This window comes from Mycobacterium sp. NPDC048908, from assembly GCF_043197955.1.
Classification (GTDB): Bacteria; Actinomycetota; Actinomycetes; order Mycobacteriales; family Mycobacteriaceae; genus Mycobacterium.
This window is the reverse complement of the sequence record NZ_JBICUE010000018.1, coordinates 65,809-77,630: the sequence shown is the minus strand read 5'-3', so window position 1 is coordinate 77,630 and position 11,822 is coordinate 65,809. Positions and strand designations below refer to the sequence as shown.

Here is an 11,822-nt window from a genome sequence, read left to right as displayed (position 1 = left end):
ACTCAACCTTGTTGGCCACCCTACCTAGTCGCCCTCGGCACGTACAGCGGCGAGGAAAAGATTTGCATCGATTGTGCATCAAATTGGTGTTGGTGGGGTAAACACCATCGCCCCATCTCAGAAGGAGTCACGCAATGAACCACACCCTCCCTGTTCGCACCTATTTGTTGGCCGGTGTCTCGGTTGTCGGTGCGGGAATACTCGCAGCCAGCCCCGTCACCTCGCCTGCACCGCTGCAGGCGCCGGTCGCCCCGGCCGCCCTCGTCGCCGCGCCGAACCCCGTCGTACCGCCTGCGCCGGTCGTTCCCGCCGCGCAGCCACCCGCGGAGATCGCCCCGGTGGCCGCGGCCGTTGCGCCCGTCGAGATCGCCCCGGTGACCGCAGTCGTTGCGCCCGTCGCCGTCGAGGCCCCCAATCCGGGCATCCAACTGAGCCTGCTGACGGGGACGCCGAACCTCGGCGCCGGCAACGTCGGCAACTTCAACACCGGCCTGAACAACCGCGGCACCGCGAACACCGGCGCGTCGAACGTCGGCAACTTCAACATCGGCGCCACCAACACCGGCAACTTCAATATCGGCGTGGCCAACGACGGTGACTTCAACATCGGCATCCGCAACCGCGGTGATTACAACGTCGGCGCGTTCAACAACGGGGTGCGAAACTTCGGCATCGCCAACTCCGGCACGCTCAACTTCGGTGTCGGCAACACCGGGACGGGCAACATCGGCTTCTTCAACACCGGCAACTACACCATCGGCGCATTCAACATCGGGCTGCGCTATGCGAACTCGCCGTCCGCACCCGCCACCGCCACCACCTCCACCACGAAGGAGGCGACCTCCACCACGAAGGAGGCGACCTCCACCACGAAGGAGGCGACGACGACGCAGCGAGTCAGCACAACGACCGGGAACAAGGCGGCTCCCAGCACCACCGCGGGTGATGACGAGAAACCCGCCGCCAAGAAGTCGAACGAGCGCGTGCAGAAGAAGCAGTCCACCGCCAAAACCACTGACACCAAAGACAAATGAGCGCACAACGCCGCGCGGCCACGCTGGTGGCGGGCTGCGCAGGCGTGGCGTTGGTGGTCGGGTCGATGGTCGCCTTCAACACCGCGCTCGGCGACATCGCCCGCGCCACCTCAGCATCCCAAACCCAGCTGACGTGGATCGTCGACGGGTACACCGTCGCGTTGGCGTGCCTGCTGCTCCCGGCGGGCGCGATCGGCGACCGCCACGGCAGGCGCTCGGCGTTGTTGGCCGGGCTCATTGTGTTCGCGGTCGCGTCGGTGGCGCCGGCCTTCAGCAACAGTCCGGACGCGATCGTCGCGTGGCGAATCGCCGCCGGGGCGGGCGCCGCCTTCGTCATGCCCGCCACGCTGGCACTGATGGCGCAGGCCTATCCGGACAGCCAGCGTGTCAGGATCGTCGGGCTCTGGGCTGGGGTGGCAGGCTGCGCGGGAGTGGCCGGCATGCTGGGTTCCGCTGTGCTACTGCAGTTCTCGGACTGGCGGGCCATCTGCTGGGCGCTCGGAGGTGCGGCGGTTGTCGTCGCGCTGGCGGCGTGCGCGGTGCCGGCATCGGTGGCCGCTGACGCCCCCAAGGTTGATTGGGCCGGTGCGGTGCTGATCGCGGCGGCGATCGCGGTAGTGGTGCTGGTGCTGCTCGACGCGCCGCGGCGCGGCTGGGATCACCCGCTGACCCTCGCGGGTCTGGCCGGCGCCGCCGGCCTTGGCTGGTTGTTCATCGTCGTCGAGCGCAGGCGGCCCGCGCCGCTGCTGGACCTCGCGGTGTTCGCCGACGCCCGATTCGCTGCCGCGGTGGTGACCATCGTCGTGCTGTTCGCCTCGACGTTCGGATTCTTCTATCTCGCAATGCAATACGCGCAGCTGATCCTGGGCTACTCCGCGTTGGCGGCGGCGTTCGCGTTCGCGCCGTTCGCGCTTCCGGTGGTGGTGCTCTCGGCGCTGTCGTTCCGGTTCGCGCCCAGGCTGGGTCTGCGCACCGTGCTGGGCGCCGGACTGGGTCTGATCGGGATCGGGTTCGGGTGCATGGTTGTGCTGCAACCAGATTCGCCGTACCTGCTGCTGGCGGTGACCGTACTGGTGATCGGGTCGGGCATCGGGCTGTGCACCGCGTCGGCCACGTCGGCGATCATGGCGGCGGTGCGCGACGAGCGGCAGGGGCTGGGCTCGGCGATCAACGATGTGGCCCGCGAGATCGGCGCGGCGATCGGCATCGCGATTGCGGGTTCGATACTGGCCGAACGCTACACCGACACCGTCACGCCACGGCTGCAACCGCTGCCGGAGATGCTGCGGGCTCCGATCAGCGGGTCCCCCGGACAGGCGTTGCAGATGGCGGACGCCATGAGTGTCAGCGGTGAGTGGATCCGCGAGGCCGCCGTCGACGCTTTCACCACGGCCACGCACGCGGCGGCGCTGGTCTTGGCCCTCATCGCAGGTGGCACTGCGGCATTGGTCGCGCTGCGGGCGCCTGGACTTCGAACGAAAGGTATCTACAGTGTTGAACACGATCGCGAAAACGCTTGTCCAGCTGGTCGAGTCGACCGGATCGGTGGTGGGCATCCGTACCGTCGAGGAGCCGCCACACCAGTGCGAGCAGCTGACGAAGCACGTGCAGATCCGGCATTACGGTCCGCGGGTAGCGGCGGAGACCATCGTCGGCAGTGACGAGATGTCGGCGCGCAACGAAGGCTTCCGCCGACTGGCCGGCTACATCTTCGGTCGCAACCACGGAGGTGACCGGATCGCGATGACCGCGCCGGTGGGGACCACGTCGGCGGAGCCCGGCTGGGTGATCCGGTTCTACATGCCCGCCGGACGCACCCGTGAGTCGCTGCCAAGGCCCGACGACGACCGCGTTCGGCTGGTCCCTGTGCCCGCGGAATCGGTTGCGGTGCTGCGCTTCACCGGCACCGCGACCCCGGATGCGCTGACAGCCCGCACCGCCGAACTGCGCCAGGCGTTGCGAGAGTACGGCTTCGAGACGGTGGGCCCGCCGGTGACGTGGCTCTACGACCCGCCGTGGACGATCCCCTGGCGCCGCCGCAACGAGGTTGCTCTCGGCATAACTCCGGTTCGGGTTTGACGGATCTGTCAATCCGGGTACGGAGGGTGGATGGAGCGGCTGAGTGGGCTCGACGCGAGCTTCCTGTACGTCGAATCCCGCAATGTGCCTCTGCACGTGTGCTCCGTGGTCGAACTCGACACCTCTACGATTCCGGGCGGCTACCACTTCGACCGATTCGTCGACGACCTGTCGGCACGGATCCTGGCGCTGCCGGAACTGCGGGTGAAGCTCGCCGACAGTCAGTTGAACTTGGACCATCCGGTGTGGGTCGAGGACGACGACTTCGACCTATCGCGCCACGTGCACCGGATCGGTTTGCCGTCGCCCGGCGGGCGCTCGGAGTTGGCCGAGGTGTGTGGCCACATCGCATCGGTGCCGCTGGATCGCGGCAAGCCGGTGTGGGAGATGTGGGTGATCGAGGGCGTCGCCGGCGCGGATCCAGAGCAGGGCGGTCCGCTGGCCCTGATGATCAAGGTGCATCACGCGGCGGTGGACGGCGTATCGGCGGCGAACCTGCTGAAGCAACTGTGCACGCTGGAACCTGACGCGCCGCCGCCGGAGCCCGTAGAGGGACCAGGCGGGGCGTCGCTGGTGGAACTCGCCGCCGGGGGGTTGGTGAGGTTCCTGACGCGGCCGCTGCAGATGGCCAGGGCGGTTCCCGTCGCGGTGTCGACGGTCGCCGACTCGGTCAACCGGGCATTCAGCGGTGCGGCGATGGCGGCGCCGTTCAGCGCGCCGAGGACCGTGTTCAACGCGGAAGTGACAGCTGACCGCTGTATTGCCTTGGCGCAGTTGAACTTTGACGACATCAACCGGGTGAAGACACGGTACGGAGTCAAAGTCAACGACGTCGTGCTGGCATTGTGCGCCGGTGCCCTCCGCGATTTCCTGAGCGATCGCGGCGAGCTGCCGAAGAAGCCGTTGGTGGCGGTGGTGCCGATGTCCGTGCACGACAAGTCGGATCGGCCCGGCCGCAACCATGTATCGGGCATGTTCTGCAACCTGCACACCGATATCGACGATCCGGGGGAGCGGCTGCAGGCCATCGCCGAAGCGAACAGCCGCGCCAAGGAGCACAGCTCGGCGATCGGCCCGACGCTGGTGCACGACGTGACGCAGGTGGTGGCGCGGGGAATGTTCAACCTGGTGCTGGGTGTGATGGCGCGGACACCGCTGCGCAGCGCGCCGATTCACAACATGGTGATCTCGAATGTCGCCGGGCCGCCGACGAAGCTGTATGGCATGGGCGCCGAGATCAAGGGGCTGTATCCGCTCGGCCCGATCTTTCACGGTTCGGGGTTGAACATCACGGTGATGTCGCTGGATGGCCAGCTCAATGTGGGGATCATCTCGTGCCCGAAGTTGGTGGACGACCTGTGGCCCCTGGCGGACCGATTCGAGGCTCAGCTGGACGACCTGCTGGGCTGCCGGTCGCAACCGCTGGTCTGAGTGTGCGTTTTGCCCTGCTGACAACGGCTCGTCGCTAGGCTCCTGTTGTCAGGGTCATCACAGGATCGGGGGATCGGCATGTACAGGCGCGAGACCAGTGAGGCCAGGCAAGCCCGTGAGCAACAACATGCCGAGGACGCCCGACGGCTGAAAGAGCTACCTGCTTTTTCGAAGTTCTCCGAGGAACACCTGAAGCGGATTGCCCGTGCCACCCATCGCACCTCGACGTCCGGGCCATGGCCGCTGATCCGTGAGCAAACGGTGTCGGACGCCTGTTACATCCTGCTCAGCGGGGAGGCAGGCGTGTACGTCGGCCAGGAGCGCATCGCCGTGGTGGGTCCCGGCGAGGTGATCGGCGAGTCGGCGCTGCGGCACGGAAAGCTGCGCAACGCGACGGTCACGACGACGGGGCGCGCCGAGGTGCTCCACATCGCCCGCGATGACCTGAGCCGGCTCCTCGACGAGATACCGGCGCTTCGCCAGATGATGGACGACACGGTTTCGCGTCACGTGCCGAAAGCGGCAACCGCCGAGGGCTGATCGGCAAACAGCGACCTTGGAAGTTGCTGTGAAGGAATAATTTTCGTCGCGACCGGGTTACCTACCCGCGTGCCTGCCTGCGTCTGTGACATCTCCGAGCCCATCTGATGCGCCAGGGACCCCTCGCCGGACGCTATCCGGCCGTGGCCGCCATGGTCACCCTCGCATTGATTCCCTATTTAGCTCTGTCGGCGGCGGTCGACCCGCTGGTGCCGATCATCTCTGAGCAACTCCACATGTCGGCCCAGGCGATGAGCCTGAGTTCGGGGCTTGGCAACGCGGCGTACGCGGTGGGCACGGTGCTCGCGGTGCAATTCGCCCAGCACCTGCCGCAGCGCAGAATGCTGTTGGCCTACGCCGTCGTGCTGGCGGTCGGCTCGGTGCTCGCCGCGGCCGCCCAGAACTCATCCATGTTCATCGGCGGCCACGTGCTGCAGGGCCTGGCGACCAGCATGCTGCTGATCGCGGCCGCGCCGCCGCTGACCATCGGCTTCCCCCGAGAAAAGCTGCGCAACACCGCGGTGATCATGAACATGTGCGTGTTCGGCGCCGTCGCGCTCGGCCCGTTCATCGGTGGTGTGCAGGCCGCAGCGAATGAATGGCGGCCGCTGTTCTGGATCGTGGCAGGCGTCGCGGTGCTGGCGTTGATCATGGCGGCGCTGACCTTCGAGGACGCACCGCCTGCCGATCTCGACGCGCCGCGCGATCTGAAAGCGATCGCATTGGCCGCGGTCGGCTGCACGGCCGCGTTCGTCGGCGCGGCGCAATTGACCACGCATGGATTCACCGACCTGGCGGCCAGCGTGCCGATGTTCGGCGGCCTGGCGCTGATCGTCGTGTTGATCGTGTACCAGTTCAGGGCCGCGCATCCGCTGCTGACGGTCCGCACCATGATGACGAGCGCGATTCCCGTCGCGGGGGTCGGTGTCGCGTTGTTCGCCGCGGCCGCGTCGGTGGCGGCCACCGCGTTGACGGCGAACGTGTTGATGCAGAACTTCAGCCCCGTTCAGGTCGGGCTGCTGTATCTGCCCGAGGTCGGCGGCGCGATCGTGATGGCGGTGGTGTTCGGCCACGTCATCACCCGGCGGGCCATGCATTACCTGCCGCTGGTCGGCATGGCGCTGCTGGCGGCCGGCATCGTGGTGTTCCGGTTCGCGCTGCCCAGCAACGTGCCGTTGGTGTTGATCGGCTCGCTGTTGACGGGTCTGGCGTTGGGCGCCACCGTCGCGCCCGCGTTGTTCGTGGCGGGATTCTCGCTGCAGTCGGCGAGCCTGCAGCGGGTGTTCGCGATCATCGAACTGCTGCGAGCGGTGGCGGCGTTCATGGTGGCGCCGATCCTCGCGCACGTCGCGGCCGCCGTGTCCGGCGATCTCAATGCGGGCACGGGCGTCACGCTGTGGATCGGTCTCGGCTTGGCGATCGGCGGCGCGCTGTTCGGGGTGGCGATCTATGCGCTTTCCGGGGCGCAGCCGCAGCACCCCGACCTGGACGAGTTCCTCGACGGCGACTCGCCCGCGTGGTATTCGCCGCCGTTGTTGGCGCGGTTGCGCGGTGTACCGGTCGCGGCGCCCGAACGCGCCGAGCGGGTGACGGTGCAGGCGCAGTGGCACGAGTCGCAGCCGGTGGTGTTCGGCTACGACGGAACACGCTTGGCGGACAACGCAATCCGCTACGCGGCGGGCCAACTCGAGCCGGGCCGTTGCGCGTTGGTCGTGTGCGTGTGGCAACCCGCGGACGTGGGTTTCACGCCGACGGACATGCAGCACTTCGACGCCGACCAAGCGGGCGAGGTGCGGCGGGCTGCCGAGCGGACCGCCGCGCACGGGGCGTCGTTGGCAGAGGCCGCAGGGTTCCACGCCACGAGCGTCGCGGTCGAGGCCGCGCCGACGTGGAAGGGCATCGTGCGGGCCGCGAACGAGCACGGCGCCAGCCTGATCGTGCTCGCCCCGCACCGCCGCAGCGGGTTGTTGGGCCTGGTGCAGGGCAGCGTCACGGGCGCGGTGATCGCGCACTCGGACATCCCGGTGATGGTGGTGCCGGAGAGCGCGGTCGCGTATGTCGCCGACCCAGCGCCGCAGCAAGCCGCCGCGCGGAGTTAGTTTTTTGCCGAAACTGTATTCCAGCAGGCCTCTTCTCGAACTTTGGCTGCTGGAATACCGTTTCGGCGGGGGAGAGGCGCCTAGAGGCGGCGGCCGGCTTCGTCGAGCACCACCCGCAGGGCTTCGTAGATGGCGTCGAATTCCCTTTGTCCGCTGATCAGCGGCGGCGCCACCTGCACGACTGGGTCGCCGCGGTTGTCGGCGCGGCAGTACAGCCCGGCGTCGAGCAGCGCGGTGGTGATCTGTGGCAGCAGCTTTCCGCACTCCTCGTTGGTGAAGGTCTCCTTGGTGGCCTGATCCTTGACCAGTTCGATGCCGTAGAAGAAGCCCTCACCGCGAACATCGCCGACGATCGGCAGGCTCAACAGTTGCTCGAGAGTCGCGCGGAACGCGGGCGCGGTCTCCTTGACGTGGTCGGTGATGCCCTCACGGTCGAAGATGTCGAGGTTGGCCAACGCCACCGCTGAGGACACCGGATGCCCGCCGAACGTGTAGCCGTGGGCGAACGTGGTCTTGCCGTCGTTGAACGGCTCGAACAGCCGGTCGGAAGCGATCATCGCGCCGATCGGCGAGTAGCCCGACGTCAAACCCTTTGCGCACGTGATCATGTCGGGCACATAGCCGAAGTCGTCGCAGGCGAACATCGACCCGATGCGGCCGTAGGCGCAGATGACTTCGTCGGAGACCAGCAGCACGTCGTACTCGTCGCAGATCTCGCGGACCCGTTCGAAGTATCCCGGTGGCGGCGGGATGGACCCGCCTGCGTTCTGCACGGGTTCGAGGAACACCGCGGCCACGGTGTCGGGGCCCTCGAACTCGATGGCCTCGGCGATGCGGTCCGCGCAGTATTGCCCAAACGCCTTGATGTCGTGGGCGTATGGCTCGGGCGCGCGGTAGAAGTTGGTGTTCGGCGCGCGGAACCCGCCGGGCGTCAGCGGCTCGAATTGTTGTTTGAACTGGGGCAGGCCGGTGATCGCCAGCGCGCCCTGCGGCGTGCCGTGGTAGGCGATGGACCGGGAAATCACCTTGTGCTTACCGGGTTTGCCGGTCAGCTTGAAGTAGTTCTTGGCCAGCTTCCATGCCGATTCAACGGCCTCGCCGCCGCCGGTGGTGAAGAACACCCGGTTCAGATCACCGGGCGCATAGCCGGCCACCCGCTCGGACAGTTCGATCGCGCTCGGTGTGCCGTAGGACCACAGCGGGAAGAACGCCAGTGTCTCGGCCTGTTTGGCCGCGGCCTCGGCGAGTTCCTTACGGCCGTGGCCGACCTGAACGACGAAAAGCCCCGACAGCCCGTCGAGGATCTTTCTGCCCTTGTCGTCCCAGACGTAGACGCCCTCACCGCGAGTGATGATCGGCGGCGTGATGCCTTCACCATGCTTGGCGAAGTGGCCCCACAGATGCCGATTGGCCTTCGCGGCAAGGTCGGTCGATTCGTGGATAGCGGTCTGTGTCATCGGATACCAATCTATCTATTTGTTCTGGGGGAAGCCGAGTTCGATGCCGCCGTGGCTGGGGTCGAGCCAGCGACTGGTGACGGCCTTCTGGCGGGTGAAGAACTGCACACCGTCCATGCCGTGGGCGTGGGTGTCGCCGAACAGCGAGGCCTTCCAGCCGCCGAAGCTGTAGTAGGCCATCGGCACCGGGATGGGCACGTTGACGCCGACCATGCCGACCTCGACCTCGTTCTGGAAACGTCGGGCCGCGCCGCCGTCGTTGGTGAAGATCGCGGTGCCGTTGCCGTACGGGTTGTCGTTGATCAGTTGCAGCGCTTCGTCGTAGGACTCGACGCGCACCACCGAGAGCACGGGGCCGAAGATCTCGTCGGTGTAGACGCTCATCTCGGGCTTGACGTGGTCGATCAGGGTGGGGCCGAGCCAGAATCCGTTGGCGCCCCCGTCCGCCTTCACATTGCGGCCGTCGACGACGATCTTGGCGCCGTCGGCCTCGCCTGCGTCGATGTAGGACGCCACCTTGTCGCGGTGGGCCTTGGTGACCAGCGGCCCCATGTCGGCATCTTTGGTGCCGTCGCCGGTCTTGAGGTCGGTGGCGCGCTGGGCGATCTTGGCCACCAGATCATCGGCGATCGGCCCGACCGCCACACACGCGGAAATCGCCATGCAGCGTTCGCCGGCCGAGCCGAAGCCGGCGTTGACCATGGCGTCGGCGGCCAGGTCCAGGTCGGCGTCGGGCAGGATCACCGCGTGGTTCTTGGCGCCGCCGAGGGCTTGCACGCGTTTACCGGCCGCGGTGCCGGTTTCATACACGTACCGGGCGATCGGCGTGGAGCCAACGAAGCTGACCGACTTGATCTTCTTGTTGGTCAAGAGTTCGTCGACGGCTGTCTTGTCGCCCTGCAGCACGTTGAACACCCCGGGCGGCAGTCCGGCGTCCTTCCACAACTGGGCCAGCCACAGTGAGGCGGACGGGTCTTTCTCCGACGGTTTGAGGACCACGGTGTTGCCTGCGGCGATCGCGATGGGGAAGAACCACATCGGGACCATGGCGGGGAAGTTGAACGGGCTGATGATGGCGACCGGGCCAAGCGGCTGGCGGATGGAGTAGACGTCGACCTTGGTGGACGCGTTCTCGGTGAAGCCGCCTTTGAGCAGATGCGGAATGCCGCAGGCGAATTCGACCACCTCCTGCCCGCGGGATACTTCACCCAACGCGTCGGAGACGACCTTGCCGTGCTCGGAGGTGATGATCTTGGCCAGTTCGTCTTTGCGGGCGTTGAGCAACTCGCGGAAGTTGAACAGGATCTGGGTACGTTTGGCCAGCGAGGTGTCGCGCCACGCGGGGAACGCCGCGGCGGCGGCGTCGATCACGGTTTGGGCGTCCTCGACGGTGGCCAGTGCGAGCTGACCGGTGACGTCACCGGTCGCGGGGTTGGTCACCGGCAGCGAGCCACCGCTGCCTGCGAACGCATCGTTGTTGAGCCAGTGGGAGATGGTGTTGTGCACGCTTCTAGCGTGCACCATCAACTTGTGAATGGCGCGAGCAGAGTGTCAACAAACGCCGCTCGGTGTTTACACTCTGTAAATGCCGCTGACGGTCGCCGAAGTCGTTGATTTGCCGGTCATCCAGGCCGGCCAGCCTGAGGTGCTGAGCACGTGTCGCTGGGACGACCAGATCCGTTGGGTGCACGTCAGCGATGTCGCGGACTTGTCGGCGCTGTTGCAGGGTGGCGAACTGGTGCTGACCACCGGCACCGCGCTGCGCAGATCCCCGGCGCGGTACTTGCGCCGCATTGCTGATGCGGGCGCGCTCGGGGTCATCGCGGAAGTCGAGACTCCTCTGCCGAAGACGGCGGCGGCAGCGGCGGCCAATGCCAACGTCGCGTTGGTGGTGCTGCACCGCGAGATCAAGTTCGTCGAGGTGACCGAGGCGGTGCACCGACGGATCGTGTCGGAGCAGTTCGACGCGGTCGCGTTCGATCGTCGAGTGCATGCGACATTCACCGACCTGAGCATGAAACGAGTGTCGACGCCAGGCATCGTGACCGCCGCAGCACGCATCCTCGACGAGCCGGTGGTGCTCGAAGACCTTGCGCACCAAGCACTTGCGGTAGCGCCTGGGCCGGAGACCACGGCCGCGTTGCTCGATGACTGGGAGTACCGGTCGCGGCGGGCGTCGGCTGAGCGCGACGGCTGGGCGATGAGTCCGGTCGGCCCGCGCGGCGAAGAGTGGGGCAGGTTGGTGGTGCCGCGGCCGCCCGCGGACGAATCGCGCGCGAAGATGGTGCTCGAGCGCGCCGCGGCGGCGCTCGCCCTGAACCGGATGATCGAGCGCGACCGGTCCGGGTTGCATCAGCAGGCGCAGAGCGGACTGATCGACGACGTGGTCCGCGGTCGGGTCACCGACGAACGCGAAATCTCCGCCAGGGCATACGCGTTGGGGCTGCGGCGGACGTCTCGGTATCACCCGGTGGTGGTGCGTACCGAAGATGCGTCGACCGGCTCCGACCCGGTCGCGGGCCAGCGCCGCAACGTCAGGCTGCTGGACGCGGTGGCGCATACCGTGAAGGCATCGGGCCACACCGGGCTGTTCACTATTCGCGGCGACGGCGAGATCGGCGCCGTGGTGGCGTTGAGCGCGAGCCGGGACAAGGCGTGGAATGCGGTGGGCTCCGGTGTAGCGCGTGAAGTGGCGCGGGTGGACGGCGGTACGCGTTCGGTGCTCGCGGTGGGGGAGCCGTCGGGGTCGATCGCGGACGCCATCGCGGGGATTGCCGACGCGGCGCACGTCGCGGAGGCGGCGTTGGCGATGGGCGGCGAGCCGCGGCCGTTTTACCGCACCTCCGATGTGCGGTTGCGCGGGCTCATCTCGCTGCTGCAAGACGACCCGCGGGTGCAGGCGTACGCCGAAACGGAACTCAAGGCGCTGCTGACAGCCGATAATGTCAGCAGCTCAACGGATTTCAGGGTGTTGCGGGAGTATCTGCGGTTGAGCGGAAACAAGGTCGCGCTGGCGACCCGGCTCGGGATCAGCAGGCCGGCGTTGTATAAGCGGCTGTCCGCCATCGAGGAGAAACTCGGCGTCGACCTCACCGATGCGGAATCGATGGCGTCGCTGCATGTGGCCATGCTGGTGCTGGAGGTGCGCCGAGGAGTGACACCGCCGTAGCAGTGTCGCGCTC

At 67.1% G+C, this 11,822-nt stretch carries 9 protein-coding genes; 7 read left to right on the top strand and 2 right to left on the bottom strand.

What is annotated here, in order from left to right; genetic code table 11:
* Positions 1-134: 134 nt before the first annotated feature.
* The 6 genes from ACGFK1_RS29210 to ACGFK1_RS29185 all read left to right on the top strand — a co-directional run bounded on the left by ACGFK1_RS29210 (position 135) and on the right by ACGFK1_RS29185 (position 7,183).
* Positions 135-1,034 (top strand): hypothetical protein, encoded by a 900-nt coding sequence (locus ACGFK1_RS29210; RefSeq protein ID WP_393437971.1) that lies wholly within the window; start codon positions 135-137, stop codon positions 1,032-1,034.
* Positions 1,031-2,695: an MFS transporter gene (locus ACGFK1_RS29205; RefSeq protein ID WP_393437968.1), complete on the top strand. Its 1,665-nt coding sequence runs from the start codon at positions 1,031-1,033 to the stop codon at positions 2,693-2,695. Before ACGFK1_RS29210 ends, ACGFK1_RS29205 begins: the two co-directional genes overlap by 4 nt.
* Positions 2,640-3,113 (top strand): SOUL family heme-binding protein, encoded by a 474-nt coding sequence (locus ACGFK1_RS29200; protein WP_393437965.1) that lies wholly within the window; start codon positions 2,640-2,642, stop codon positions 3,111-3,113. Before ACGFK1_RS29205 ends, ACGFK1_RS29200 begins: the two co-directional genes overlap by 56 nt.
* Positions 3,114-3,143: 30 nt before the next feature.
* Positions 3,144-4,544: a wax ester/triacylglycerol synthase family O-acyltransferase gene (locus ACGFK1_RS29195; protein WP_393437962.1), complete on the top strand. Its 1,401-nt coding sequence runs from the start codon at positions 3,144-3,146 to the stop codon at positions 4,542-4,544.
* 78 nt (positions 4,545-4,622) lie between these two features.
* Entirely contained in the window at positions 4,623-5,084 is a 462-nt protein-coding gene (locus ACGFK1_RS29190) for a cyclic nucleotide-binding domain-containing protein (protein ID WP_393437959.1), read from the top strand.
* Positions 5,085-5,191: 107 nt separating this feature from the next.
* Complete coding sequence (locus tag ACGFK1_RS29185) at positions 5,192-7,183, top strand: MFS transporter (RefSeq protein WP_393437956.1); 1,992 nt, start codon at positions 5,192-5,194, stop codon at positions 7,181-7,183.
* A gap of 80 nt (positions 7,184-7,263) precedes the next feature.
* Here ACGFK1_RS29185 and ACGFK1_RS29180 read toward each other — a convergent pair whose 3' ends face one another.
* Together ACGFK1_RS29180 and ACGFK1_RS29175 are read right to left on the bottom strand one after the other, a co-directional pair.
* Positions 7,264-8,640, bottom strand: coding sequence for an aspartate aminotransferase family protein (locus ACGFK1_RS29180; RefSeq protein ID WP_393437953.1), 1,377 nt, complete (start codon positions 8,638-8,640; stop codon positions 7,264-7,266).
* A 15-nt stretch (positions 8,641-8,655) separates the two neighbouring features.
* Positions 8,656-10,146, bottom strand: a complete 1,491-nt coding sequence (locus tag ACGFK1_RS29175) for a CoA-acylating methylmalonate-semialdehyde dehydrogenase (protein WP_393437951.1) — start codon at positions 10,144-10,146, stop codon at positions 8,656-8,658.
* A gap of 79 nt (positions 10,147-10,225) precedes the next feature.
* On the opposite strand from ACGFK1_RS29175, the gene ACGFK1_RS29170 reads away from it, so the two are divergent.
* Complete coding sequence (locus ACGFK1_RS29170; protein ID WP_393437948.1) at positions 10,226-11,809, top strand: PucR family transcriptional regulator; 1,584 nt, start codon at positions 10,226-10,228, stop codon at positions 11,807-11,809.
* Positions 11,810-11,822: the final 13 nt, after the last annotated feature.

What these genes read in the sequence shown, in the direction of transcription:
- ACGFK1_RS29205 (WP_393437968.1), top strand. Translation starts at nt 1,031, where the DNA reads ATGAGCGCACAACGCCGCGCGGCCACGCTGGTGGCGGGCTGCGCAGGC.
- ACGFK1_RS29180 (WP_393437953.1), bottom strand. Translation starts at nt 8,640, where the DNA reads ATGACACAGACCGCTATCCACGAATCGACCGACCTTGCCGCGAAGGCC.
- ACGFK1_RS29195 (WP_393437962.1), top strand. Translation starts at nt 3,144, where the DNA reads ATGGAGCGGCTGAGTGGGCTCGACGCGAGCTTCCTGTACGTCGAATCC.
- ACGFK1_RS29210 (WP_393437971.1), top strand. Translation starts at nt 135, where the DNA reads ATGAACCACACCCTCCCTGTTCGCACCTATTTGTTGGCCGGTGTCTCG.
- ACGFK1_RS29185 (WP_393437956.1), top strand. Translation starts at nt 5,192, where the DNA reads ATGCGCCAGGGACCCCTCGCCGGACGCTATCCGGCCGTGGCCGCCATG.
- ACGFK1_RS29170 (WP_393437948.1), top strand. Translation starts at nt 10,226, where the DNA reads ATGCCGCTGACGGTCGCCGAAGTCGTTGATTTGCCGGTCATCCAGGCC.
- ACGFK1_RS29190 (WP_393437959.1), top strand. Translation starts at nt 4,623, where the DNA reads ATGTACAGGCGCGAGACCAGTGAGGCCAGGCAAGCCCGTGAGCAACAA.